Below are 25,389 nucleotides of genomic sequence, written 5' to 3' on the forward strand. Positions count from 1 at the left end.
TGCGCCGTGGTTCACTGAAACTGAACAGGGGGGACATCATGCGTACATTCGGAAAATGGCTTGGCCGGGTCTTGCTCGCGCTTTTGGTTGCGGCAGTGGTCATCGGACTTTGGAAGCGCGAAGAGATTGAACGGCTTCTGGCGGTGAACTCTCTCTTCTCCGAAGAGAAGATCGTGCACAACTTCAGCCATATGGACGGCGCGTTTCTTTCTGCCCCGATTTCGCGCGGGGACGGGCTGACCAGCGAACTTGCCTACGGCCCTGAGACCGAACTGCCCGATGCCGTCGACGACTGGATCGCAGCCCGCGACGTGACCGCACTTGTGGTGCTAAAAGACGGCGCGATCGCCTATGAGAACTACTTCAAAGGCACCGGCCCCGAAGACCGCCGGATCAGCTGGTCAGTGGCGAAAAGCTATCTCTCGGCTCTGGTGGGCGTCTTGCTGGAGGAGGGACAGATTGCATCCCTTGATGATCCGGTCACGAAATACGCGCCCAATCTCAAGGGCAGCGCCTATGACGGGGCGAGCCTGCGCAACGTGCTGCATATGGCCAGCGGCGTGACCTTCGACGAAGACTATCTCGACTACGATTCAGACATCAACCGCATGGGCCGGGTCGTGGCCTTGGGCGGCAGGCTGGATGACTTCACTGCCCAACTGACCGAGACTTTCGCCCAGCCGGGCAGCCAGTGGCAGTATGTCTCGATCGACACCCATGTCATCGGCATGGTGGTGCGCGGAGCCACCGGACGCAGCGTGCCGGAGTTGTTGAGCGAAAAGGTCATCGCGCCCTTGGGCCTGGAACATGCGCCCTATTACATCGTTGATGGCTCAGGCACCGCTTTTGTGCTGGGGGGCTTGAACATGACCACACGCGACTATGCCCGCTTTGGCCTGATGTTTGCCCAAGGTGGTGAATGGAATGGCACACAGGTCGTGCCCGAAGATTGGGTAACAGCATCAACCAGCCCCACCGCCCCCACCGCAGACGGACAGATCGGATATGGCTACCAATGGTGGATCCCCGTGGGCGCGGCAGAGGGCGAATATATGGCGCGCGGCATCTATGGGCAGTACATCTATGTCGACACTGCCCGTAATGTGGTCATCGCCACCAACGCCGCCGACCGTAAATTCCGCGAGGCCGGGGTTGCAGACAAGAATGTCGAGATTTTCCGCGAGATCGCGGTCTCAGTCTCGGACGGCACATAGGCCGAGTAAGGAAAACCATGATACCTGACAGCAGAATCAACGTTCTGAACCAGCCGCTTGTGATCTGCGGAACCGACCCGGTGACGGGTTTCTTCCGCGATGGGCATTGCAACACCTGCGAACAGGACCAAGGCAGCCACACGGTCTGCGCAGTGATGACGGCAGAGTTTCTGGCCTATTCCAAATACGTCGGCAATGACCTCAGCACCTCGCGCCCCGAATTTGGCTTTGCCGGGTTGAAGCCCGGCGATCCTTGGTGCCTTTGTGCTGCGCGTTTTTTGCAGGCCGCTGATGAGGGCTGCGCGCCGCAGGTCCACTTGGCCGCCACACATCTACGCGCGCTCGATATCGTGCCGCTGGAGGTACTGCGCGACCATGCCATCGACCAGAGCGAGGGGTAAACATGCGCCTGTGCCTCCTGCCCCTCCTGCTGCTGTTGCCTGTCTCAGCATGGGCGGAAACCACGCTCCGCCCCGCCGATAGCGCCCGGCTGGACAATTTCGACGCCGCCTTTGGCGATGCCGTGATGCAGGGCTTGGCGGGGGGCGAAGCGGGGGACGTGGCGACCCTGACACGCGCGCTCTCCGGGCAACCACAGGTCGCCTTTTCCGCCGATTTGCAGGGGGAATGGTCCTGCCGCACGATCAAGCTTGGCGGGATCAGCCCACTTGTTGCCTATTCCCCGTTCAAATGCCGATTTACGGCGACCGACCGCGGTTTCGCCTTTGAAAAGCTGACGGGATCGCAGCTGACCCGCGGGGAGATTACCCTACGCGATGGCCGCGCAGTTTATGCTGGCGTGGGCTATGTGAATGGTGAAACAGCGCCCGACTATGCCGACCTGCCCGAAGATTTCACATCGGATGGTAAGGTGCAAAGCGATGTCGCGGTGTTCCAGCGGATCAGCCCGACACGGGCCCGGCTGATGTTTCCATCACCAGCGGTGGAAAGCGATTTCGATATTCTGGAATTGACGCGCTAAAGGCGCCACGCCGCTGTCAGGCCGCGTGGCAAAGCTGTAGCTTGGACTTGGGCCGGGGCATCAGAGAATCGTCCATCAGGTCTTCGATGAAAGTGCTCAAAAGTTGGGTTCGCCCGGTGACCCCTGCCTTGCGGTAGATCGCATTGGTCTGCGCTTTTACGGTGCCTTCAGAGGTGCCGCGCATCTCTGCAATATCACGTGTATTCAGACCCTTGGTCAGAAAGATCGCCACATCCCGCTCGGCTGGGGTAAGGTGCCATTCGCGAAAATGTTCTTCGAGCACATCGGCGAATTCCACCGCACAATGGCGCAGGGCCGTTTCCGCCCGCTCGGCACGCTGAAGGCTCATGCGCAGCGCCATCCACCCCAGCACAACGCCAAGGATCAGTCCCAAAACCTGAACGCCTTTGTTGGGGCCAATATCAGCAAGCGGTATGCCAAAAAGCGTGACGCCCCGACCTTCCAGCGCAAAAACCAGCACGAAATAGACGGTCGCGTTAAACTGCAAAGCGGCGATGACCCACAGAGCGATCTTTTTCTTATTATTCATGGTGAAGCCTTGCCTTGGTATCCGCCGTATTTAACCGCGGCCCACCGAAGTGCAAGGGATGGCGGCCATGCGCCGTGATCAACCCTTAGTGATTTGGCACCCGCCCCGAAGGGCAGGTGCAGGGTCTCAAAGCCAGCTCTGGGGCCAGTTCTCTGGCCGAAAGAGTGTTGTAGCGCAGTGCCTTATCAGGCAGCAGGCCACGTTCAATGTGGGAAGCGGTCCACGGAAGCGTCGCTCTGAGCGGTTGGGAAGACGGTGATTGTCACATCAGACAGGTCTTCAGCGCGCAGGTTGCCGCTTTCGAAATTGTCCAGTTTGGACGCATCTACGGCTTCGCTCCGGCTGGAGTAGGAAACGCCGTCATTGGTTTGATCATTGTAGCCGATACGCTGACCTTCCATGCCCTGAGCGGAAGCGGCAGAGCCTGCTGTAGCAAGGATAAGGGCGGTTGTTGCGAGTGTCTTTTTCATGTCGTGTCCTTTTGGGGAAGTAAGTGAATGGTGCCCGCAATTAGCGCGGGAAACGGTTCACGGAAGCGTCGCTCTGAGCGGTTGGGAAGACGGTGATTGTCACATCAGACAAGTCTTCGGCGCGCAGGTTGCCGCTTTTGAAATTTTCGAGTTTGCTCTCATCCACGGCTTCGCTGCGGCTGGAGTAGGAAACGCCATCGTTGGCCTGATCGTTGTAGCCAATACGCTGGCCTTCCATGCCCTGAGCGAAAGCAGCGGTGCCTGTTGTGGCTAGGATAAGGGCGGCGGTTGCGAATGCGGTTTTCATATCGTGTTCCTTTTCATTCCCGGGGTGGGTTGTGAGCCGGTCATCAGTGACGCGGCGTCGTTGGGATGACAGGGAAAAGGGCATTCGAGGGGGGATTGGCTATCTGCCTCGGGTTTAAATCACCCAATTTAAACCCCTGTAAGAGCGCCATAAACTTTGGTTTACGGAGCCATGACAGAGCGAAAAACGAGGGGAAGATGCCTTAGCGTCAAGCCTGCATGGGCGAAACCGAGTTTCGCGAGCAGGCGTGGGGGCTGTAGGCGAAGGCTAGCGGGTCTTTCCTCTATGTGAAAGTTTTTTCGCTCCTTTTAGGCAAAGAACTTCACCCCCTGCGCAAAGTTTATGCGAAAATTGCGCGATTGGCTTCGACCCACGAAAAACGGGCCCGCGTTTTCACGCAGGCCCGTCAAATTCCACTAAGATTCGCATCGGGTTTAGGCGAATTCACCCATGTCGAAATCCAACGCGCGGGCGACGGTAAAGATATCTTTGTCGCCCCGGCCACACATGTTCATCACCAGCAGGTGGTCTTTCGGCAGTTCCGGCGCGATCTTCATCACATGGGCCAGCGCGTGGCTGGGCTCCAACGCCGGGATAATGCCTTCGAGGGAACAGCACAGCTGGAACGCCTCCAGCGCCTCACGGTCGGTGATCGAGACGTATTTGGCGCGACCAATGTCGTGCAGCCATGAATGCTCTGGCCCGATGCCCGGATAGTCCAGCCCCGCTGAGATTGAGAAGCCTTCGAGGATCTGCCCATCGTCGTCCTGCAACAGATAGGTTCGGTTGCCATGCAGCACGCCGGGGCGGCCCCCGGTGAGGGAGGCGCAATGCTCCATCTTGTCGTTCACGCCCTTCCCGCCTGCTTCGACGCCGATGATGTTCACCGACTTATCGTCAAGGAAGGGGTAGAAAAGGCCCATCGCGTTCGACCCACCACCGATCGCGGCGATCAGCGTGTCGGGCAGACGGCCCTCGGCCTCTTCCATTTGCGTGCGGACTTCCTTGCCGATGATGCTTTGGAAATCGCGCACCATCGCCGGATAGGGGTGCGGCCCGGCCACGGTGCCGATGCAATAGAAGGTGTCGCGCACATTGGTTACCCAGTCACGCAGCGCGTCGTTCATCGCGTCTTTCAGCGTGCCACGGCCCGACGTCACTGGCACCACTTCGGCCCCGAGCAGGCGCATACGGAAGACGTTCGGCGCTTGCCGTTCAACATCATGCGCGCCCATGTAGACCACACATTTCAGACCGAACTTGGCACAGACCGTCGCCGTTGCCACGCCGTGCTGGCCCGCACCAGTTTCCGCGATGATGCGCTTCTTGCCCATGCGCCGCGCCAGAATGATCTGGCCCAGCACGTTGTTGATCTTATGCGCGCCGGTGTGGTTCAGCTCGTCGCGCTTCATATAGACCTTGGCGCCGCCCAGATGTTCGGTCAGCCGTTCGGCGTGATAAAGTGGGCTGGGGCGACCGACGTAGTGGGTCCACAGATCATGCATCTCGGCCCAGAAACTATCGTCGGTCTTGGCCTTCTCATATTGCTCTTCCAACTCGAGAATGAGCGGCATCAGCGTTTCCGAGACAAAGCGCCCGCCGAAATCGCCGAAACGACCCTGTTCGTCGGGGCCGGTCATGAAGCTGTTGAAAAGATCGTTGGCCATTGCGCCTCTCCTAGAATGTCGCGCCAGCCTTACCGCAGCCCGCCCGTCTGCGCCACCATGAGTTTCGCAAGTGGCACAGAGCGGGGCAGCTTTGTGCTAGTCAAAGAGTTTGAACAATTCGCGCCTGACGGCGTTCTCCAACTCATCCTTGACGATATCTTCGGTCGAGCGGCTGTCATCCGGTGAGATATTCAACTCTTCCTGTATCTTTTCGCGCACTTTATCTTCGGCCTGCCGCTTCTCTTCGGCAAAGTTCAGGTCTATCGCGGCACGCAGGTCGGGCTTGATCTGCGGATCGGCCCATGGCCCCGTGATCCGCACCGGCACCGCCAGCCCGCCGCGCGACGCATTGACGCGCAGCGCCTTGGGCGTGACCGTATAATCAAGAGTGCGGGCGCCCAGATTAACCTGCCCTGCCCCGGTCGCGTTAAAGTTTGGCAGCAGCATCAGCAGGTCATCATTGCGCAGAACCCCTTGGGCGATGTCGAATGTCGCTTCCATGGAATCGAACACCGTGCTGCCGCCCTCGGCGTCGACCGACCCCAAGAGTGCGTCCAGATCGATCCCCGCAATCGTGCCGCGCCCCATGGTCAGGGTGCCCGCGCCGCTGAGCGAGCGCATGATCGCATCAACCGATTGCCCAGAGCCGAGGAAAGACAGTTCCGCATTGCCGTCCCCACTAAACCGCGTGACCCCGGCGGCATCTTCCAGAAGATTGCGCATCTGCACGCCTTGAGCTTGCAGCTTACCGCCCACTGACAGGCCACTGCGGTTGTTCATCACAAACTCACCGGCGACCTTCCCGCCATAGGCGCTCATGTCCTGTAGGTCGAACACCATCCGCGCACGGTCATTGCGCAGCACGGCCCGTGTAGGGCCGAGGTCGAGTTGCCCCAGATCGATGCTTTCCGCGCTCAGCGCGATATCGCCGTCAAAAGCGGCAAGCCAGTCCGCGTTGATTTCCTGTCGGGACCAACCCACCGACGCGTCGCCCTGCGTTTGGCTGCTGGTGCCGTTCGTTTCGGCCCCGCCTTCCGACAGTGCGGATAGGTCCAGCGCCCCGGTGCGCAGATTTGCGGTGATGCGCGGCGTGCCGTTAAGTGCCAGATCGGCCTGCCCGGTCAGGCTGTTGCCACCTAAATCCAGCGCGATATTGCGCAGCGCAAGACGCCGATCCGCCGTCAACGTCAGCCCACTGCGCAGGTCAACCGACTGTCCCAAGCCCTGCGGCAGCGTAACACCGCCCGCACCAAAGGACGCCAAAAACCGCGCCGTATCCGCGCTGTCGACCCGCAGTTCCCCAGCCAGCGCACCGTCGAGCGACCCGCGCCCATCAAACCCGATCTCGCCACCGCGCGTGGTGACATCGGCCCGCAGCGGCTGCACGCCGCCGTTCAGAAAATCCGCGAACTCTTCGATTCGCGCGGTCAGGTCGACCTCCGCGCCCGCTGGGGCCATGCTGGCGGTAATCTCTGCCGCACCGTCTTGTTCGGGCCAATCAAGCTCCAGATCGACGCCTTCATAACGCAGCACATCGGCCCCTTCCGCATCATAGATCAGCGTGGCATCGGTCACTGTCAGTTTTTGGATGCTCAGGGGCCGCCTATTGGCGGTCGGCTCGCTCTCAGTCTCGATCTGAGCGCCGCTGGCGCTGTCGGTGAATCGCCAACTGGCACGTCCATCAAGGCGTTGCTCCAACCGGATCACCGGACTTTGCGCCGCGATATTGGTAATGCGTATCTCACCGCGCAGCAGCGCGCCCGCATCCACCCCAATCGCCGCATTCGCCGCCGTCAGCATCGCGCCCTTGTCGGTCCAATCGGCATTGCCGACCTCAAGCCCGCCTGCTGTGACCCCCAGCACCGGCCAGAGCGTTACACCCACATCGCCAGTGATCGACACCTCGCGCCCGGTCAGCCGGCTGAGTTGGTCACTGGCGATCCGCGCGATCCGTTCGCCTGGCAGCAAGAACAGCGCACCCAGCATAATCACAACAATCAGCAACAGCGCGCCGATACCGCGTATAATCCATCTCATGGCTCTCTCCTCCTGCCCGGCGGCTCTTTCCCCGCTCACTTGCATGCCTTATAGCGCAATGCATGAGCACAAACCCACCCAATCTGCGCCCCGACCTCGCCCCGCAGGCGAAGATCAGCAACCCCGCCCGCCCCGGCCAGCCCACAATCGGCATGGTCAGCCTTGGCTGCCCCAAGGCGCTGGTGGATTCTGAACGCATTCTGACGCGGTTGCGCGCCGAGGGCTATGGCGTCTCGCCTGATTACGCCGGGGCCGATGCGGTGATCGTGAACACCTGCGGGTTCTTGGACAGCGCAAAGGCCGAGAGCCTCGACGCCATTGGCGAAGCGCTGACCGAGAACGGTAAGGTGATCGTCACCGGCTGTCTGGGGGCCGAACCGGATTACATCCGCGAACACCACCCCAAGATCCTCGCCGTGACCGGCCCGCATCAATACGAACAGGTGCTTGACGCGGTGCATGGCGCGGTGCCGCCCAGCCCCGATCCCTTCATCGATCTGCTGCCCGCGCAACAGGTCTCGCTCACCCCGCGGCACTATAGCTACCTCAAGATCTCCGAGGGCTGTAACCACAAGTGCAAGTTCTGCATCATCCCCGACATGCGCGGCCGCCTTCAGTCGCGCCCCGCCCATGCGGTGATGCGCGAGGCCGAGCGGCTCGTCGACAATGGCGTGAAGGAACTGCTGGTCATCAGCCAAGACACATCGGCCTACGGGGTCGACATCAAACACGCCGAAGATCGCAGCCACCGGGCGCATATCACCGATCTGGCGCGCGATCTTGGCAGCTTGGGCGCATGGGTGCGGCTGCACTACGTCTACCCCTACCCCCATGTGCGCAAACTGATCCCACTCATGGCCGAAGGTCTGGTGCTGCCCTACCTCGACATCCCCTTCCAACACGCCCACCCGGACGTGCTGAAACGCATGGCCCGGCCCGCGGCGGCGTCCAAGACGCTGGATGAGATCGCCGCATGGCGCGACACCTGCCCCGACATCACCCTGCGCTCGACCTTCATCGTCGGCTATCCGGGGGAGACTGAGGCCGAGTTCCAGACCCTGCTCGATTGGCTGGACGAGGCACAGCTCGACCGTGTCGGCTGCTTTCAATACGAAAACGTTGAAGGCGCGCGATCAAACACCCTGCCCGACCATGTCGCGCCAGAGGTCAAGCAAGACCGCTGGGACCGCTTCATGGAAAAGGCGCAGGCCATTTCCGAGGCCAAGCTCGCCGCCAAGGTCGGCAAGCGCATGGATGTGATCGTCGACGAGATCGACGCAGACGCCGCCACCTGCCGCACCAAGGCCGACGCACCTGAGATCGACGGCAACCTTTTTATCGACGAGGATTTCCAGAACCTCAAAGTCGGCGATATCGTCACCGTCGAAGTCGAAGAGGCCGACGAATACGATCTTTGGGGACGTCAGATCACCTAACGCCCCCAAGGGCTGCCTTAGACGTAAGCGCCCGCCGAATAGGTCAGCTCATAGCTGTGGCTGTAAAGCTCGAACACGATGCCAAAGGGGTCTTCGACATAGACCATGCGGTATGGTTTCTCGCCCGGGAAATATTCCCGCACCGGCATCCGCTGCTTGCCGCCCGCTGCGACGATCCGCTCCAACAACCCTTCGACATCCGGGTCTTGGATGGCGAAATGGAAGGTGCCGTGGCGCTTGTGCTCTAGCTTCTCCTCGGGGGCGTAATTGCCGGGGAATTCAAAGATTTCGATCCCGATGCCGTCCGCAGTCGCCAAATGAGCGATGCGCAACGAACCCCAGCCGGGGCCGAAGACATCGGTGCACATCACGCCGATGGCTGTATCTTCTTCTACCGCTTCAGTGGGCTGCATCACGACGTAAAAGCCCAGAACTTCCGAGTAAAACTTCACGGCAGCGTCGAGGTCCGGCACGGATAGGCCGATGTGGGAAAAGGTACGGGGGGTGGTCATATGCGTTCTCCTGTTTGCGTTGAGGTTGAGATAGACAGGCGCACCCCATATATGAAATTATCAAATTTCATATAAATCATAATGAAACGTTTCCCATGCTAAACGCCACGTGGCTTGAGACCTTCACTACCCTCTGCGAAACGGGTCATTTCACCCGCACAGCGGAGCGGCTGAACATGACCCAGCCCGGCGTGTCGCAACATCTGCGCAAGCTTGAGGATCAACTGGACCAACCGCTGATCGCACGGGAGGGAAAAAGTTTTACCCTGACCCCGGCGGGCGAAGCGCTGTTCGAAACCGGCCTTGCCCGCCGCCGCGAAGAGCAACTTCTGCGCGAACGGATTGCCACAGACCTGCCTGATCGCGGTGCGGTGCATATCGCTTGTTCCGGCAGTTTCGCCATGCTGCTCCAGCCGCTGCTGCTGGATTGGATGACCCAAGCGCCGGACCTTACCCTGCATCTCGAGGCCGCACCGCAGGCCACGATCCGCACCGGGCTGCTGGATGGACGGTTCGATCTCGGTGTGCTGGCCGATGATCCCGCCCACGCGCGGCTGGAAGCGCAGCACTTGGGGCGGGAGGAACTTTGCCTCATCCTGCCGGTTAATGCATTGGAAGATATAGAGAGTTTCACTGACCTCGAAGCGCGCGGTTTCATCGCGCACCCCGATGGCTTTGCCTATGCCGATGACCTGTTGCAGTTGAATTTCCCCGACAGTTATCCGGGGGCCGACCGTATACGCCTGCGGGGGTACGTGAACCAGATCGGCCAAATCCCGGCAGCGGTCGCGCGGGGGTTGGGCTATACTCTCTTACCCCGCAGCGGGGTCGAGACTTTTGCCGCGAAAGACCAGCTTCGGCTGCTGCCGCTGCCCAAGCGGCGCTGGCATGACCTTTGGCTCGCTTCGCGTCGCAGACGCCCCTTGCCCGCCCGAATGCGCAGGGCAGCAGACCTCATCGCCGAGGCCGCCACAAGGTTGCACTAGGCTAAGAAATTCGCCGATATTGTGGAACAAAAACACCCTAACACTAGATATACCTTCAAGAAAGGGCGAAAATACGGAGAGACTTGAAAGTGTTCCCTTTCCGTTCTATATGTAGAACGCAGTAGCAGAGGAATGACCACATGTCTTTTCAACCTCAGTTTCCCGGCATCTTCGACCCTGACCAACAGGGTCGCCCGCCGCGCGGCAGCGACAGTGCACAGCCCAAACAGGCCGACCGCCGCATGCCCGCGACCGAAAAACAGATGCAATACGCCCGCTCCCTTGCCAAAAGAACCGGGGATGACCTTCCCGATGGGATCGAAGCAGACCGCGCAGCGGTTTCGGAATGGATCGACGCCCATAGGCCGCAGGCGCTGGAGGGGCCGTTTGCCGCCTACCCCTCGGCCAAACAGGTCGCCTTTGCCGAACGCATCGCGCGCTTGAAACGCCGTGACGTGCCGCAGGAATGTTTTCGCGACAAGACCCTGATGTCGCGTTGGATCGACGGCAACAAACCGCGCTGACTTGCCGTGTCGGCGCAGTTTACGCTTCGTCACCTATGGCAGCGAAGCGCTTCGCTGCTAGCTTTCCATTATGAGCTATCCGACCTCCATCGCTGAAACTTTAGCTGACGGCACCGTGCATGTGCTCAGCCTCGGATTCGCCATTCCCGCCAGCATCCTGCTGATGATCCATGCCGCCGGACAAGAGGGGCAGTTGACCGCCACGGCGATCTACGCCGCCTGCATCCTCGCCTCTTTCACCGCCTCTGCCGTCTATCACCTGCTGCCCTTCGACCGCAGCCGCGCATTTTTAGGCCGTGTCGATCATGCGGCGATCTATTTCAAGATTGCGGGCACCTATACGCCGCTGGTCATGGTGATCGGATCGGGCTTTGCTTACGGCATACTCGGCGTGGTCTGGGCGTTGGCTGTGATCGGCGCAGTGGCCAAGCTCTGGTTCTGGCGCATTGATGCACGTGGATCACTGGCGCTCTACCTCGGGATGGGCTGGCTTTCCGTCCTGCTGATCTATCCGATGTGGCACAATCTGCCCGGGGCCGCACTGTCGCTGGTGGCGGTCGGCGGCCTTACTTATTCGGCGGGTACGCTGATCTATGCCCACCCTGGCATGCGCTATCAAAACGCGGTTTGGCATGTCTTTGTGTTGATCGCCACGGCCTGTTTCTTTGCCGCGATAGCGCTGAGCCTTTAGGCCGCGAGTTCACCCAGATAGGCCCGCACGCAGGTCTGGACATGACGAAAACGGTCGCCGCCAAGGTGTTTCCCGCCATACCAGCGCGTCACCACGATCAGATGATCCTCCAGCCCTTCGCGCTCCAGCATCCGCACGATCACCATTCCGGCACCGGACTCGCCATCATCACCCTTCAACGGGCCGCCGTCTGACAGCAGCACCGCCCAAGTGTTATGGGTGGCCTTGGCGTAGGATTTGTCGCGCTTGAGGTCTTTCAGCGCCGCGTCAACCTCGGTCCGGTCGCGCGCGGGGCAGCCCGACACCGCGTATTTCGACCCGCGGTCGTTCAGCACTTGGCCTAGCTTTCGCAAACCGTCACAGCCCCGCCATGGTGCGCCGAACGATGTCGATTCGGGAACTGTTGGGCGGATGCGTGCCAAGGAAACGATCACCCGGATCAGGGATGCGGGTAAAGAACTCGGCCCCGCGCAGCGGGTTGTATCCGGCCCGCGCGGTGATGATCGTGCCAAGGGCGTCGGCCTCTAGCTCAAAGTCTTTCGAATACCGCCGTGCACCGACCTCTGCACCCAACTCCTGCGCCGTGCGCACGGCGGTTGCGTCGCCGCCGCTCAGCGTGGCGATCCCGGCAAAGATCACCGCGCCTGCCATGGCGTTCTGCTGCTGACGGGCAATGTGGCCTGCGATGTGATGCGCGGTCTCATGGCCCAGAACAAAGGCAAGCTCGTCCTCGTTGCGCGCATCTGCGATCAACGCCAAGGTGAAAGCAACGATGGGACGGCCGTTTTCGTCCAGCGTCTGAAAGGCGTTCGCGGGCTGGCCGGGGCGGTCATCGACCACGATATTGAAATCGCAATTCATCCCCGACGTCCGGTTACGGCACTCACGCTCGGCCACCGGTTCAACTGTACGGACCACCTGCACAAAACTGCGTGCGGCAGCGTCGGCAGTCAACTGAGAGCCCGTCGTGCTGGGCGTGCCTGAAGGGATCGGCCCTGTCTGGATAGGTGCCACGCCACAGGCCGAAAGCAGGGCAATGACGCCAAATGCGCCAAGGGCATTCATAAATCTCACGACAGGTCCTCGCTCGGGTTTTCCAAACTTGTACCTATCATGACAGGTCGTCGCTGCCACCCCTGTTCACAGAGCTTTGACGCCCCACCGAACCTGACCTTGCGCTTATCCGCACAAAGTCTGTCTTGCGCGCACGAGCACAAAGCCTGTCTTGCGCTTGGCCGCAAAAGCCTGTCTTGCGCTCGCGAGCACAAAGCCTAATGTGCCCTCATGTTTACCATTGAGCATGAATTCGACGCCACCGTCATCACCCTGATCGACGAATCCAACGCCCCCCTGCGCGAGGACGTGACCGTCTCTGCCTTTGCAGAGGAGATCACGATCGAGCAATGGGACGCGCGCACAGATCGTGTGGCCAAGATCACCCTGTCCCCCGCGCAATTGCGCGATCTGACAGCGGCCTTAAACCTGCCCGAGGGCATATACCGCAGCAATTCCTAAGGATCGTCACATGGCCACCGGCACAGACATCAAAACCTATTTCAACGGCGCATGGCACGACGGCGATTTGCCTACCATCAAGGCAGCGGACCACGGCGCATGGCTGGGCACCACCGTCTTTGACGGGGCGCGGCTGTTTGACGGGCTCGCCCCCGATCTGGAGGCACATTGCGCCCGGATCAACCGCTCTGCTAAGGCGCTGATGATCACCCCAACGGTCGAGACCGAGGACATGATCGAGATGTGCCGCGAGGGGCTGAAAAGCTATTCCCGCGATCAGGCGGTCTATATCCGTCCGATGTATTGGGCGCTGGCTGGCGATGAGCTGGGCATCGTGCCACTGAAAGGCGCCACCGGGTTTGCGATCAGCCTTGAGGCGATCCCCATGGCCCCGCCCGAAGCCGCAACCACCCTCACCCGCACCCGCTTCCGCCGTCCGGTATTGGAGGACAACGTCGTCAACGCCAAGGCGGGCTGCCTGTACCCCAACAACGCCCGCATGATGGTCGAGGCTCGGTCCAAAGGTTTCGGCAACGCGCTGGTGGCCGATGCCATGGGCAATGTCGCCGAAAGCGCCAGCGCCAATGTCTTTATGGTTAAGGATGGCGAGGTCTTTACCCCCATTCCCAATGGCACGTTCCTTGCCGGGATCACCCGTGCGCGGCATATGTCGAACATGCGCGACGCCGGCATGAAGGTGCATGAAACCGTCCTCAGCTTTGACGATTTCCATGCTGCTGATGAGGTCTTCCTGTCGGGCAATATGATGAAGGTCACCCCCGTCAGCGCCTTTGACGACACGCAATATGGCACGGGACCGAACCAAAATAAGGTCACGCGCCAAGTGCGTGAAATGTATTGGGATTGGGCCGCCAGCCAGCGAAGCTAAAGGCCGGGGCGGCAGCGGCACGCGAAAGCAATTGCCAGCGCCGCCCGCTCGCGCCATGATCGTACCGCGCCGAAGCATGGCGCAGAGGGAGGGTTTGATGCGGAAATTCCTAGTGGTGCTGGACGATAGCACTGAATGTCTGAATGCCATGCGCTTTGCCGCGTTGCGCGCGGCCCGCACGGGGGGCGGCGTGGCCGTCCTGTCGGTGATCCCACCCGAGGAGTTCAACCACTGGATCGGCGTCGGCGACCTGATGCGCGAAGAGGCCCGCGAACGGATCGAGGTGCATTTCGAGGTTTTCGCCAAATGGATGCGTGACAAACAGGGTGTTGATCCCGAACTGATCATCCGCGAGGGCGAACCGACGGATGAGATCATTCAACAACTCTCTGACGATCCAGACATTGGTGTTCTGGTGCTGGGCGCCAGTGGCGACCGCAAGAAAGGCCCCGGCCCTTTGGTGACGCAATTGTCGCGTTCCGCGGGCGATCTGCCGGTGCCGATTACCATCGTGCCCGGTGATCTTAGCAAGGAACGGCTCGAAGCGATCACCTAAACGCTCCTGTAGCCCGACTCAGCCGCTTTCAATTTAGAACCGTTCTAAACCTTGACTTGTAGCCCAAGCGGGCGCATATCAGACCCACGCCGAAAGCGAGGTAAATCCCATGTTCATCCAGACCGAATCCACTCCGAACCCCGCAACGCTCAAGTTCCTGCCGGGTCAGACCGTGCTGGAAATGGGCACCGCTGATTTCCCGACCCCCGATGCCGGGGCGACATCGCCGCTGGCCCAACGGCTCTTTGCCGTTGAGGGTGTGACGGGCGTGTTCTTCGGCACCGATTTCGTTACTGTGACCAAACAAGACGCCGTGGAATGGGACCATGTGAAGCCCGCCCTGCTGGGCGCGATCATGGAGCATTTCCAATCCGGTGAGCCGGTCATGGCCTCTGACCACCAGCCCACCTCCGGCCATGCCGCGCATGACGGCGAAGATGGTGAAATCGTCGGCCAGATCAAAGAGTTGCTAGACAGCCGGGTGCGCCCCGCCGTGGCCCAAGATGGCGGCGACATCACCTTCCACGGCTTTGAGCGCGGCGTTGTCTATCTGCACATGCAAGGTGCCTGCGCCGGGTGCCCCTCGTCCACGCTGACGCTGAAAATGGGCATCGAAAACCTGCTGCGCCACTACATCCCCGAGGTGACAGAGGTTCGTCCGGTTGCCTGAGCATAGCGCAAGCGGGCCGCTGATTCTGGCCTTCGACACGTCGGCCGCGCATTGCGCGGCCGCTTTGCTGTCGGGCGACCGGGTGCTGGCGGCGCTCGTCGAGCCGATGACCAAGGGCCAAGCCGAACGGCTACTCGTACTCTGCGAAGAGCTGCTGGATGAGGCCAATGTGGCCTATGCCGATCTCACCGCGCTTGGCGTCGGCATCGGACCGGGCAATTTCACTGGCATCCGCATTGCCGTCTCCGCCGCCCGTGGGCTGGCGCTTGGCCTTGGCATTCCGGCGGTTGGGGTCGATGCCTTTGACGCATTGCGAGCAGGCCATACCGGCCCCTGCGCCTGTGCGGTGGATGCCCGCCGCGATCAGGTTTTCCTCCAAGGCTTTGACAACCCCGACCTTTCTACTCCCGCGCTCTATGACGCCGCCGCCCTTCCAGCCTTCACCGGCCCGCTGATCGGTGAAGGCGGAAAGCCTCCCGCGATGCCGGTGGCCGAAGCCATCGCCCGCATCACGGCCCGCCGCTATGCCAGCGCCCCACCACGCCCCGCGCCGCTTTACCTGCGCCCCGCCGATGCAGCGCCCGCACGCGATGCCGCGCCGGTGCTGCTGCCGTGACAGCGGCAGAGCTTGCCGCCATTCACGCTGCCGCCTTTACCCATGACAGGCCGTGGCAGGAGGCGGAGTTCGCAAGCCTGCTCAATGGCCCCTTCGTGCAGCTTTTCACCCGTCCCGGCGGCTTTGCCCTGACCCGCACCATCGCGGGCGAATCTGAGTTACTGACCCTCGCGGTCGATCCCGGCTGCCAACGCCAAGGCATTGCCCGCGCGTTGCTGCGCGATTGGCTGACCGCCCTGCCCGCAGACTGCGCCAGCGCCTTTCTAGAGGTCGCAGCCGATAACCGCCCTGCCCGCGCCCTCTATGCCGGTGAAAACTTCGCCCACATCGCAACCCGCCGTGCCTATTACGCACGCATTGATGCCCCTGCCGTCGATGCCTGCATTCTGCGGCACGACTTGACCCATGGTCACTGTGGCGATCCCGCAGCGTTGACCGCAAAAAGCGGTTGACCCCACCCCCCGCCTGCGCCCTAAATTGCACCTGATCGAATGATCCACAAACGCCGTGGCGGCAGCATTTGCCAGACCGCCCGGCACCACAACCGGGAGACGATAAATGACCCTCATGACAAAATTCCTCGGCGCAGCCGCAGGCATGGCCCTGACATCGGGCGCCGCGCTGGCCGAACCCGCGCTGATCTTTGACCTTGGCGGCAAATTCGACAAAAGCTTTAACGAAGCGGCCTTCAATGGCGCGACGCGCTGGGCCGAAGAAACCGGCGGCAAATTCGCCGAGATCGAGATGCAGTCGGAAGCACAGCGCGAGCAAGCCCTGCGCCGCTTTGCCGAATCCGGGGCCAACCCGATCATCACCATGGGTTTCGCCATGGCAGATCCGCTCTCGACCGTCGCCCCCGACTACCCCGATACGAAATTCGCCGTGGTTGACGTGAACTGGCTCGACCTCCCCAACGTCCGTCAGGTCAGCTTTGCCGAGCATGAAGGGTCTTACCTCGTCGGCGTGATGGCCGCGATGGCGTCTGAGTCGAACACCGTCGGCTTTGTCGGCGGCATGGACGTGCCGCTGATCCGCCACTTCGGCTGCGGCTATGCCCAAGGTGTCATGGCAACCAACCCCGATGCCAAAGTGATCGCCAACATGACAGGCACCACCCCCGCCGCTTGGAACGACCCGGTAAAAGGTTCCGAGATCACCAAAGCCCAGATCAACCAAGGCGCTGACGTGGTTTACGCCGCAGCAGGCGGCACCGGCGTGGGCGTGCTGCAAACCGCCGCTGACGAAGGCATCCTTTCGATCGGCGTGGACAGCAACCAAAACCACCTGCACCCGGGCAAAGTCCTGACCTCGATGCTGAAACGTGTCGATGTCGCGGTCTATGACGCGATGATGGCGGGCGAAGACCTCGAAGTTGGTGAAGTCGTGACCCTCGGCCTTGCCGAAGAAGGTGTCGGCGTTGCCGTTGACGAGCACAACAAGGACCTTGTCACCGAAGAGATGCAAGCCGCAGTCGACGAAGCGCGCCAAAAGATCATCGACGGTGAGATCAAAGTGGTCTCCTACTACGAGAATGACAGCTGCCCGGCGCTGGACTTCTAAGCCTAAATTTACCAAACTAACCCTTAGGGCCGCGCCGTATCATCGGCGCGGCCCTTTCCGAACCGGAGAACGCCATGCCCCGGAAAGAATTGGGCCAAACCCAGATCAAAACCCGCAATGGCCGCAGGACCTTTTGATATGACCGATACCGCTCCCGCGATTGAACTTAAGGGCATCTCCAAAGCCTTTGGCCCGGTGCAGGCCAACAAAGACATCTCGATCCGCGTGATGCCCGGCACGATCCACGGGATTATCGGCGAAAACGGCGCGGGCAAATCGACGCTGATGTCGATCCTTTATGGGTTCTACAAAGCCGACGCCGGTGAGATTTTCATCAGTGGCAAAAAGACCGACATTCCCGACAGCCAAGCCGCCATCGCGGCGGGCATCGGCATGGTGTTCCAGCACTTCAAACTGGTCGAGAACTTCACCGTTCTGGAAAACATCATTCTGGGGGCCGAAGATGGCCGCTTGTTAAAGCCGTCGCTCTCCAAAGCGCGCAAGTCCCTAATTAGTCTTGCCGAAGACTACGGCCTCAACGTCGACCCCGATGCGCTGATCCAAGATATCGGCGTGGGCATGCAGCAGCGCGTTGAAATCCTCAAAGCGCTTTACCGACAAGCCGATATTTTAATTTTGGACGAGCCGACCGGCGTGTTGACCCCTGCCGAGGCCGACCAGCTTTTCCGCATCCTCGGGCGCCTGCGCTCTGAGGGCAAAACCATCATCCTCATCACCCACAAGCTGCGCGAGATCATGGAGATCACCGACACCGTGTCGGTCATGCGCCGTGGCAAGATGACCGCGACCGTGAAGACTGCCGAGACCTCGCCGCCGGAACTGGCCGAGCTGATGGTCGGGCGTAAAGTCTTGCTGCGCGTCAACAAAGAACCTGCAACGCCCGGCGATGTCATTTTGGATGTCAAAGGGCTGCGGGTCGTCGATGGCAAAGGCGTTGAGCGTCTGCGCGGCATTGATCTGCAAGTCTGCGCCGGTGAGGTGCTGGGCCTTGCGGGCGTCGCAGGCAACGGCCAGTCCGAACTGCTCGAAGTGCTGGGCGGCTATGCCGATGGCACCGGCAGCGTTACGTTGAACGGCACCCCGCTGGACCTATCGGGCAAGAAATCCGACGGCCAATCGCGCCGCGCTCGCGGTGTGGCCCATGTGCCCGAAGACCGCCAGCGCGAGGGTCTGATCATGGATTTTCAGGCTTGGGAGAACAACGTCTTCGGCTACCACCACGACGACCGCTTCAACAGCGGGCTGCTGATGGACCACGCCGCGATCCGCGCCGATGCCGAGGACAAAATGGCCCGCTTTGACGTGCGCCCACCCGATCCGACGCTCGCCGCCAAGAACTTTTCGGGCGGAAACCAGCAGAAGATCGTCCTCGCGCGCGAGATCGAGCGCAACCCAGACCTGTTGCTGATCGGTCAGCCCACCCGCGGCGTCGACATTGGCGCGATTGAATTCATCCACGAACAGATCATCGCCCTGCGCGATCAGGGCAAGGCGATCCTGCTGGTCTCGGTCGAACTCGAAGAAATCCTTGCCCTGTCGGACCGCATCGCGGTGATGTTTGACGGGCAGATCATGGGCGAACGCGCCGCCGATCAGACCGACGAGAAAGAACTGGGGCTTTTGATGGCTGGCATCACCGACACAGAGAACGAACACAGCGTGGCCGAGGTCGAAGCCAATCTCGCCCGCGCCGGCGGCGACGCCAGCAAGGAGGTCTGAGATGGACGTGATGCCGAAATGGGCCGAGGTGATCCTCGTGCCGCTGATCTCTTTGCTATTGGCCGCCCTGCTCTCGGCGCTGGTGATCCTTGCCATCGGCGAAGACCCGATTGCCGCCGTGACGCTGATGGTCAAAGGCGCGCTCGGCTCGACCTATGGCTGGGGTTATACGCTTTATTACGCGACCAACTTCATCTTCACCGGGCTTGCCGTTGCCGTGGCCTTTCACGCGCGGCTGTTCAACATCGGGGGCGAAGGTCAGGCGATGCTGGGCGGTTTGGGCGTCGCCATTGCCGCGCTCTATATCCCATGGCCGCACTGGACGCTGGCGCTGATCGGCGCAGGTGTCATGGCCGGGCTGTTCGGCGCCGTCTGGGCTGCGATCCCCGGCTGGCTGCAAGCCAAACGCGGCAGCCACGTCGTGATCACCACGATCATGTTCAACTTCATCGCCGCGGCGCTGCTTAACTATGTGTTGGTCAACGTCATGCGCCCGCCCGGCAGCATGGACCCAGCCAGCGCCCGCTTCCCCGAAGCGGTGCATCTACCGACGTTGCATGAACTGCTCGCCCCGCTTGGCATCGCCTTCTCGAAATCCGCGCCTGCCAATATCTCGCTGCTCGTCGCTGCTGCGGCCTGTATCGTGGTTTGGCTGCTGATCTGGCGCACGCGCCTTGGCTATGAAATTCGCGCCTATGGCCATTCGCAACCTGCCGCCAAATACGCGGGCATCTCGCCCGTGCGCATCACGATGGTCACGATGATCATCTCTGGCGCACTGGCGGGGCTAATGGCGATCAACAACGTCATGGGCGAAAGCGAGCGTCTGGTGCTGAACGCGACCGAAGGCGCAGGCTTCATCGGTATCGCCGTGGCGCTGATGGGTCGCTCGCATCCCGTGGGCGTCTTCTTCGCTGCCCTGCTCTTCGGTTTCCTTTACCAAGGCGGCGCCGAACTGGCGCTCTGGACCTCAATCCCGCGCGAATTGATCGTCGTGATCCAAGCGCTGGTGATCCTCTTTACCGGCGCGCTCGACAATATGGTGCGGATGCCGCTGGAGCGTCTTTTCCTGATGTTCCGCCGCCCCGGCCCCCCAGCCAATTCCGCTGACAGCGAGCCCAAGCCCGGCCCCCGCAGCGCCCAATCGGAGAGCGCGGAATGAGCCCCTATACCCCCCTGAGAAAGCGGGTCTGACCTATGGACTATATCACGCTCATCCAATTGCTTGACAGCACTGTGCGGCTGGCCACGCCACTGCTTCTGGCCTGTCTTGCCGGTCTTTTCTCTGAACGCGCCGGGGTCTTCGACATCGGGCTTGAAGGCAAGATGCTGGCCGCGGCCTTCTTCTCGGCGGCGCTCGCCTCGATCACCGGCTCGGTCTGGATCGGACTCGCGGCAGGCATCGCCTCCTCGCTGGCGCTCAGCGCCGTGCATGGCCTCGCCTCGATCACCTTTCGCGGCAATCAGCTGATCTCCGGCGTGGCGATCAACTTCCTCGCTGCTGGCATGACCGTGCTGATCGCGCAGGACTGGTTTGCTCAAGGGGGCCGAACCCCGTCGCTCTTCGGCGGTGCCCGGTTCGAGCCGATCACCCTGCCCTTTGCCGAGGCCATGGCCGACGTGCCCTTCATCGGCCCCTTCTACGAAGAGCTGATCTCGGGCCATTCGATCCTTGTCTATGCCGCCTTCCTGGCCGTGCCGCTGACATGGTGGATCCTGTTCCGCACCCGCTTTGGCCTGCGGCTGCGCGCGGTGGGTGAAAACCCTGCTGCGGTGGACACCGCTGGCGTCTCGGTCGTCGGTCTGCGCTACGCTGCCGTCGCCATTGCTGGCCTGTTGTGTGGCGTCGCAGGGGCGTACCTCAGCACTGCGCTTCAGGCGGGCTTTGTCAAAGACATGTCGGCGGGTCGTGGCTTTATCGCGCTGGCTGCGTTGATCTTCGCCAAATGGCGGCCTTGGTACGCACTTTGGGCCACCCTGCTCTTTGGCCTATTCGGCGCGCTGGAAACCCGGCCTGACGTGATCCAATCAGTGATCGGCATCAAAGTTCAGGGCCAGATATTGAGCGCGCTGCCCTATCTGATGACCGTGGTGATCCTCGCGGGCTTCGTCGGCAAGGCGATCCCACCCCGCGCGGGCGGCGAGCCCTATGTAAAAGAACGCTGACACCCCTCTCCGGCCCTTGCACCCGAGGGCCGGAGAGGCGCAACCTAGGCAAAGTAATCGCGCGACAGCGATATGCTCTGTTGAAACGCGCGGCCGTTCGGGGCTAGGAAACATCATGCAAATCTACCTGCCCATCGCCGAGGTATCGGTTAACGCCTTCCTCCTTCTGGGGTTGGGCGGAATTGTGGGCATCCTATCGGGCATGTTTGGCGTCGGCGGTGGATTTTTGATCACGCCGCTGTTGTTCTTTGTCGGCATCCCCCCCGCCGTGGCCGTGGCCACCTCGACCAATCAAATCGTCGCCTCCTCCTTCTCGGCCCTGCTGGCGCACCTCAAACGGCGCACGGTGGATTTCCGAATGGGCTGGGTATTGCTGGCGGGCGGCCTCATCGGCTCCGGCATCGGCATGTTCATCTTTAACTACCTGAAATCGCTAGGTCAGGTCGATCTGCTGGTGACCCTTTGCTACGTGATTTTTCTGGGCATCATCGGCGGGCTGATGTTCTTTGAATCGCTCCGCGCGATCCGCCGCACCCGCAAGGGCGGGCGCGTGCAGCGCAAGAAACACTACTGGGTCCACGGCCTGCCAATTAAAATGCGTTTCCGTGTCTCTGGGCTTTATATTTCGGTGATCCCCCCGGTGCTTGTTGGCGCGGCGGTCGGGATGCTCTCTGCCATCATGGGCGTTGGCGGCGGTTTTATCATGGTGCCCGCGATGATCTATCTGCTCGGCATGCCCACCAAAGTGGTGATCGGCACCTCGCTGTTGCAGATCATTTTCGTGACCGGTTTCACCACCATGCTGCACGCCACCACCAACCAGACGGTCGACATCGTGCTGGCGGTGCTTTTGCTGGTCGGCGGGGTGTTAGGCGCGCAGGTTGGCACGCGGATCGGCGTACGGATGCAGGCCGAACAGTTGCGCATTTTGCTGGCGGTGCTGGTACTGGCGGTCTGCGGTAAGCTGGCGCTTGATCTGCTGCTGGAGCCGTCCGAGCTTTACTCCCTCAGCCCGGTGGCGGCAGAATGATCCGCGCAGTTCTCGCATTCGCTGGCCTGTTGCTCACGGCCGTCACCGCCACGGCGGAAGAAGAGATCGTGCTGGGCCTCAGCCAAGCCGAAGTCTCCATCACCACCAATTTCGACGGGTCCGAGATCCTCGTTTACGGCGCTGTCAAACGTGAAACGCCGATCCCCGAAGGCGCGCCGCTTGAAGTGGTCATGACGGTCTCTGGCCCCTCGACCCCGATCATGGTGCGGCGCAAGGAACGGCGCTTTGGCATTTGGGTGAACGTAGACGCGGTTGAGGTCGACCGCGCGCCGAGTTTCTATGCCGTGGTCACCTCTGGCCCGCTGTCCGAAGTGCTCAAACGCATCGAAGACCTGCGCCACCGCATTTCCATCCCCCGCGCCATCCGCTCTGTCGGTGCCCCGATGGAGATCGCGGACCCGACCCAGTTCACCGATGCGCTGATCCGCGTGCGCAAGGACGCCAACCTCTACCAAGTCATCGAAGATGGTGTGAAGGTTGACGAACAAACCCTCTTCCGCGCCGCCGTGGCCCTGCCTGCCTCGCTCACCGAAGGCGCCTATGACACGCGGATTTTCTTGACCCGTGGCGGCGATGTGGTGGCGCAATATGAGACGGTGATCGACGTGCGCAAAGTCGGGATGGAGCGGTGGCTGTTCAACCTCGCCCATGAGCAGGCGTTTATCTACGGGTTGCTATCGCTCTTTATCGCCATTTCTGCGGGCTGGGGCGCATCTGCCGTCTTCGGGTTGCTGCGCCGCTAAGCCGCGCCATCCTCGGTCGCCTCAAGCGTCAGCGCGGCTGCCGGGGCCGCACGCAGATCGTCCACGCGCAGCGGGCCGGATGGTTTGCTAAGGCGGTTGCGCACCACCCAGATCAGCCGCTCCTGCGCGCGGGTGATGGCGACATAGGCCAGCCGTTTCCACAGCGGTTGCCCGGCCTCAGAACGCCCCATCCGCGCGGCCGCGTAAAGGTCGGGCGCAAAGACCTGCACGTTCTCCCACTGGCTGCCCTGCGCCTTGTGGATCGTCACCGCCGCGCCATGCAAGAACGTCGCCCCCATCCGCGCGGCGAAGGGGATAAAGGGTTCTTCCTCATCCGGCTTTTCGATTTTAACGATCGAGGCCGCACTTACCTGCGGGTCTTCGGCACCGATGACGTGCAACCGGCTGAACCCCGGCTTGCGCCCCTCGCCCAGATAGACCACCTGCGCGCCTTTGATCAGGCCGCGCGCTTCTAGGTCGAGGCGTTTCTTGCGGTGCTTCAGCGGCAGTTCGATTCCGTCGCAGATCAGCGGCTCACCCGCCAACAGCGCATCTTCGGGGGCGCCATGCACGGCGCGAAAGGCGTTGATCAACCGAATGCGCGTGGCGTTGCGCCAGACCAGCACGGGGCTGCGCGCCATCAGATCAACCTCAACCCGCTGGCCCCAGACCACGCGGTCGTCTTTGCGTGCCGCGTCTTCGATCATCCGCTCAAAGTCATGAAACTCAAGCTGCGGGTCGGCCAGCGCATGGGCCAGATCAAGGATCGGGTTGTCGGCTTGCTGTCGGTGGATCCGGTTAAGGTTCAACACCCGCTTTTCGGGCAACTTTTCAAACACCATCGTGCCCGACTGGCCCACTGGCGCGAGCTGCGCCGGATCGCCGAACAGCAGCAGCGTCGGGAAGATCTCTTTCAGGTCCTCGAACTGCTTGTCGTCCAGCATCGAGCTTTCGTCGACAAAGCCGATATCCAGCGGGTCCTCGCGGCGTTTCCATCCTGTGATGAAATCACTGCCCCGCAAGCCTGCCGCCGCCAGTGCACCGGGGACGGATTTGTTGTTCGCGAAAAACGCCGCTGCCCGGTCAAGCGCGACTTCGCTCAGCCCTTCGATGTCGGGCTTTTCGCCATTCCCGGTCAGCCATTCCGCGATGCGCTCGTATTCGGGGTGGTAAACCGGCGTGTAAAGAATGCGGTGGATCGTCGTCGCAGGCACCCCGCGCAGACGCAAAACGCTCGCCGCCTTATTGGTCGGCGCGAGGATCGCCAACGTGCGTTTCTCGCGCTTCTTGCGCGATTCGTAATCACCCGACACAATGTCGACGCCCGCCGCTTCCAAGGCACGATACAGCTCGGCCAGCAGCAGCGTTTTGCCCGATCCGGCCTTGCCGGTCACCGCCATCACCTGATCCGGCCCGCCCGCAGGCGGCATCAGCAATGAATCGTCCAGATCAATGCCCGCAGAGCGCAGCATCTCGGCCACCTTGTCATGGGCGGCGGCTTGGTCTTCGGAGTAGGTGAGCGCGGTAGATGTCATTGGGCGACCCTAATTGAGCCCCGCGCCGGGGGCCAGATGGCTTTGCCCTGCCCGCTTGAGATTCCGCGCAAATATCTTGGTCAAACCACGATCAATCCCCGGCTGAGCGCCCGCGCGACGGCATGAGTGGTGTTCGATGCGCCCAGTTTGAACCGCGCACTTTCAACATAGGCACGAAGCGTGTGTTCCGAGATCGACAGCCGTTGGGCAACCTGCGCACGGTTATAGCCCACGGCAAGCAACGTCATCGCGTCCACCTCACGCGGCGATAGCGCCTGCACCGCCCCCGGCCTCCGATCGGATGCCAGTGCCAGCGCCTTTTCGTTAAAACAATGCGCCGCCCAGATCAGATCACGGCGATGTCGCGCGGCGAAATCGGCCCAAACCGCGTCCGAACAACTGTGATTTGTGGTAAAGAGCGCGAATTGCCCATGTGGCCCCCGAATGGGCACCGAAAACCCTTGATTGCCCAGCCCATGATCCAACGCATCGCAGCGAAACTTTCGCGCCGCGCTAGAGGACCAATCAAGGTCTTTCCAATCCACTGGCTCAAACCGGCGATAGCAGCCGCTGACCACCGGGTCGATGCGCAGATAATTTCGGTTCTTATAACGTTCTGACCAAAGCGGCCCATAGGTGCCGCAGCCATACTGGCCGCCCGCCGTGTCGATCCAATGATAGACAACGTGCGATATGCCATAGTGGTCGCGCAACGCTTCGCTTACCTGCCCAAGCGCGGCCTGCCCGTCAGCCTGAGCCAACCTTTCCCAAATCTGTTCCAGATGCGGCTTTATCCTCATGCGTCTGGCCTATGGCCCTTTCGCGTTGCACAGACATCTCAGCCAAAGCGATAAGAGCCGTGTCATCCAACTGTTCCGCTGTGCGGGGCAGTTGGTTTGCCATGGCGAAAGCCCTTAAATCGGCCAATACATCCAATATCCAATCATCTCGCATGAGGGTCGCCCAGCTTTG

Annotated in this window: 29 protein-coding genes; 19 read left to right on the forward strand and 10 right to left on the reverse strand. The window is 61.3% G+C overall.

Going from position 1 to position 25,389, the window contains the following annotated elements:
* Positions 1–38 precede the first annotated feature (38 nt).
* The 3 genes from DSM110093_RS11765 to DSM110093_RS11775 are packed head-to-tail and all read left to right on the forward strand — an operon-like array spanning position 39 to position 2,196.
* The gene (locus DSM110093_RS11765) at positions 39–1,214 is read left to right on the forward strand and encodes a serine hydrolase (RefSeq protein WP_243265262.1); all 1,176 of its coding nucleotides are present in this window, start codon (positions 39–41) and stop codon (positions 1,212–1,214) included.
* A gap of 17 nt (positions 1,215–1,231) precedes the next feature.
* Positions 1,232–1,615, forward strand: coding sequence for a DUF2237 domain-containing protein (locus DSM110093_RS11770; protein WP_243265263.1), 384 nt, complete (start codon positions 1,232–1,234; stop codon positions 1,613–1,615).
* A gap of 2 nt (positions 1,616–1,617) precedes the next feature.
* Positions 1,618–2,196, forward strand: coding sequence for a DUF4893 domain-containing protein (locus DSM110093_RS11775; protein WP_243265264.1), 579 nt, complete (start codon positions 1,618–1,620; stop codon positions 2,194–2,196).
* 16 nt (positions 2,197–2,212) lie between these two features.
* Here the strand turns inward: DSM110093_RS11775 and DSM110093_RS11780 are convergent, their stop codons facing one another.
* The 5 genes from DSM110093_RS11780 to DSM110093_RS11800 form a co-directional block, all read right to left on the reverse strand.
* Positions 2,213–2,746 (reverse strand): LuxR C-terminal-related transcriptional regulator, encoded by a 534-nt coding sequence (locus tag DSM110093_RS11780; protein WP_093928452.1) that lies wholly within the window; start codon positions 2,744–2,746, stop codon positions 2,213–2,215.
* A 203-nt stretch (positions 2,747–2,949) separates the two neighbouring features.
* Positions 2,950–3,216: a tryptophan synthase subunit beta gene (locus DSM110093_RS11785; protein ID WP_243265265.1), complete on the reverse strand. Its 267-nt coding sequence runs from the start codon at positions 3,214–3,216 to the stop codon at positions 2,950–2,952.
* Between the two features lie 40 nt (positions 3,217–3,256).
* Positions 3,257–3,523, reverse strand: coding sequence for a tryptophan synthase subunit beta (locus tag DSM110093_RS11790; protein ID WP_243265266.1), 267 nt, complete (start codon positions 3,521–3,523; stop codon positions 3,257–3,259).
* Between the two features lie 434 nt (positions 3,524–3,957).
* Complete coding sequence (trpB, locus tag DSM110093_RS11795) at positions 3,958–5,190, reverse strand: tryptophan synthase subunit beta (RefSeq protein WP_243265267.1); 1,233 nt, start codon at positions 5,188–5,190, stop codon at positions 3,958–3,960.
* Between the two features lie 96 nt (positions 5,191–5,286).
* On the reverse strand, positions 5,287–7,227 hold the full coding sequence (locus tag DSM110093_RS11800) for an AsmA family protein (RefSeq protein ID WP_243265268.1): 1,941 nt from the start codon (positions 7,225–7,227) through the stop codon (positions 5,287–5,289).
* A 62-nt stretch (positions 7,228–7,289) separates the two neighbouring features.
* Here DSM110093_RS11800 and rimO point away from each other — a divergent pair, with 62 nt between their 5' ends.
* The gene (rimO, locus tag DSM110093_RS11805) at positions 7,290–8,663 is read left to right on the forward strand and encodes a 30S ribosomal protein S12 methylthiotransferase RimO (protein WP_243265269.1); all 1,374 of its coding nucleotides are present in this window, start codon (positions 7,290–7,292) and stop codon (positions 8,661–8,663) included.
* A gap of 17 nt (positions 8,664–8,680) precedes the next feature.
* On the opposite strand, the gene DSM110093_RS11810 is transcribed toward rimO, so the two are convergent.
* A complete protein-coding gene (locus DSM110093_RS11810) occupies positions 8,681–9,175 on the reverse strand; it encodes a lactoylglutathione lyase family protein (protein ID WP_243265270.1) in 495 nt (164 codons plus the stop codon).
* A gap of 95 nt (positions 9,176–9,270) precedes the next feature.
* Between DSM110093_RS11810 and DSM110093_RS11815 the strand changes: the two genes are divergently transcribed.
* The 3 genes from DSM110093_RS11815 to DSM110093_RS11825 all read left to right on the forward strand — a co-directional run bounded on the left by DSM110093_RS11815 (position 9,271) and on the right by DSM110093_RS11825 (position 11,376).
* Positions 9,271–10,161, forward strand: a complete 891-nt coding sequence (locus DSM110093_RS11815) for a LysR family transcriptional regulator (protein ID WP_243265271.1) — start codon at positions 9,271–9,273, stop codon at positions 10,159–10,161.
* A 140-nt stretch (positions 10,162–10,301) separates the two neighbouring features.
* Positions 10,302–10,685, forward strand: a complete 384-nt coding sequence (locus tag DSM110093_RS11820) for a hypothetical protein (protein ID WP_093928444.1) — start codon at positions 10,302–10,304, stop codon at positions 10,683–10,685.
* 70 nt (positions 10,686–10,755) lie between these two features.
* Entirely contained in the window at positions 10,756–11,376 is a 621-nt protein-coding gene (locus DSM110093_RS11825; protein WP_243265272.1) for a hemolysin III family protein, read from the forward strand.
* On the opposite strand, the gene DSM110093_RS11830 is transcribed toward DSM110093_RS11825, so the two are convergent.
* The gene (locus DSM110093_RS11830) at positions 11,373–11,729 is read right to left on the reverse strand and encodes a YigZ family protein (protein WP_243265273.1); all 357 of its coding nucleotides are present in this window, start codon (positions 11,727–11,729) and stop codon (positions 11,373–11,375) included. The two genes, DSM110093_RS11825 and DSM110093_RS11830, sit on opposite strands and share 4 nt — an antisense overlap.
* A gap of 4 nt (positions 11,730–11,733) precedes the next feature.
* Positions 11,734–12,441 (reverse strand): M48 family metallopeptidase, encoded by a 708-nt coding sequence (locus tag DSM110093_RS11835; protein WP_167360276.1) that lies wholly within the window; start codon positions 12,439–12,441, stop codon positions 11,734–11,736.
* Between the two features lie 219 nt (positions 12,442–12,660).
* Between DSM110093_RS11835 and DSM110093_RS11840 the strand changes: the two genes are divergently transcribed.
* The 12 genes from DSM110093_RS11840 to DSM110093_RS11895 all read left to right on the forward strand — a co-directional run bounded on the left by DSM110093_RS11840 (position 12,661) and on the right by DSM110093_RS11895 (position 22,882).
* Positions 12,661–12,891: a hypothetical protein gene (locus DSM110093_RS11840; RefSeq protein ID WP_243265274.1), complete on the forward strand. Its 231-nt coding sequence runs from the start codon at positions 12,661–12,663 to the stop codon at positions 12,889–12,891.
* Positions 12,892–12,901: 10 nt separating this feature from the next.
* A complete protein-coding gene (locus DSM110093_RS11845; protein WP_243265275.1) occupies positions 12,902–13,780 on the forward strand; it encodes a branched-chain amino acid aminotransferase in 879 nt (292 codons plus the stop codon).
* Positions 13,781–13,877: 97 nt separating this feature from the next.
* Complete coding sequence (locus DSM110093_RS11850; protein WP_243265276.1) at positions 13,878–14,336, forward strand: universal stress protein; 459 nt, start codon at positions 13,878–13,880, stop codon at positions 14,334–14,336.
* Positions 14,337–14,445: 109 nt separating this feature from the next.
* Positions 14,446–15,006, forward strand: coding sequence for a NifU family protein (locus DSM110093_RS11855; RefSeq protein WP_093928438.1), 561 nt, complete (start codon positions 14,446–14,448; stop codon positions 15,004–15,006).
* The gene (tsaB, locus tag DSM110093_RS11860; RefSeq protein ID WP_243265277.1) at positions 14,999–15,622 is read left to right on the forward strand and encodes a tRNA (adenosine(37)-N6)-threonylcarbamoyltransferase complex dimerization subunit type 1 TsaB; all 624 of its coding nucleotides are present in this window, start codon (positions 14,999–15,001) and stop codon (positions 15,620–15,622) included. Before DSM110093_RS11855 ends, tsaB begins: the two co-directional genes overlap by 8 nt.
* Positions 15,619–16,074, forward strand: a complete 456-nt coding sequence (locus DSM110093_RS11865) for a GNAT family N-acetyltransferase (protein WP_243265278.1) — start codon at positions 15,619–15,621, stop codon at positions 16,072–16,074. Before tsaB ends, DSM110093_RS11865 begins: the two co-directional genes overlap by 4 nt.
* 106 nt (positions 16,075–16,180) lie before the next feature.
* Positions 16,181–17,182: a BMP family ABC transporter substrate-binding protein gene (locus DSM110093_RS11870; RefSeq protein WP_243265279.1), complete on the forward strand. Its 1,002-nt coding sequence runs from the start codon at positions 16,181–16,183 to the stop codon at positions 17,180–17,182.
* Positions 17,183–17,320: 138 nt separating this feature from the next.
* Entirely contained in the window at positions 17,321–18,922 is a 1,602-nt protein-coding gene (locus DSM110093_RS11875; protein WP_243265280.1) for an ABC transporter ATP-binding protein, read from the forward strand.
* Position 18,923: 1 nt separating this feature from the next.
* On the forward strand, positions 18,924–20,084 hold the full coding sequence (locus DSM110093_RS11880; protein WP_243265281.1) for an ABC transporter permease: 1,161 nt from the start codon (positions 18,924–18,926) through the stop codon (positions 20,082–20,084).
* Positions 20,085–20,119: 35 nt separating this feature from the next.
* Positions 20,120–21,088 carry an ABC transporter permease gene (locus DSM110093_RS11885; RefSeq protein ID WP_243265282.1) on the forward strand — a complete coding sequence of 323 codons (969 nt, stop codon included), beginning with the start codon at positions 20,120–20,122 and terminating at the stop codon, positions 21,086–21,088.
* A gap of 115 nt (positions 21,089–21,203) precedes the next feature.
* Positions 21,204–22,118 carry a sulfite exporter TauE/SafE family protein gene (locus DSM110093_RS11890; protein WP_093928432.1) on the forward strand — a complete coding sequence of 305 codons (915 nt, stop codon included), beginning with the start codon at positions 21,204–21,206 and terminating at the stop codon, positions 22,116–22,118.
* Entirely contained in the window at positions 22,115–22,882 is a 768-nt protein-coding gene (locus tag DSM110093_RS11895) for a TIGR02186 family protein (protein ID WP_243265283.1), read from the forward strand. The genes DSM110093_RS11890 and DSM110093_RS11895 overlap by 4 nt, the downstream gene beginning before the upstream one ends.
* Here DSM110093_RS11895 and DSM110093_RS11900 read toward each other — a convergent pair.
* Entirely contained in the window at positions 22,879–24,417 is a 1,539-nt protein-coding gene (locus DSM110093_RS11900) for an AAA family ATPase (RefSeq protein ID WP_120350491.1), read from the reverse strand. The two genes, DSM110093_RS11895 and DSM110093_RS11900, sit on opposite strands and share 4 nt — an antisense overlap.
* Positions 24,418–24,497: 80 nt before the next feature.
* Positions 24,498–25,217, reverse strand: coding sequence for a LuxR family transcriptional regulator (locus tag DSM110093_RS11905; RefSeq protein ID WP_243265284.1), 720 nt, complete (start codon positions 25,215–25,217; stop codon positions 24,498–24,500).
* Positions 25,218–25,389 lie beyond the last annotated feature (172 nt).

This window comes from Sulfitobacter sp. DSM 110093 (assembly GCF_022788715.1).
GTDB lineage: Bacteria > Pseudomonadota > Alphaproteobacteria > Rhodobacterales > Rhodobacteraceae > Sulfitobacter.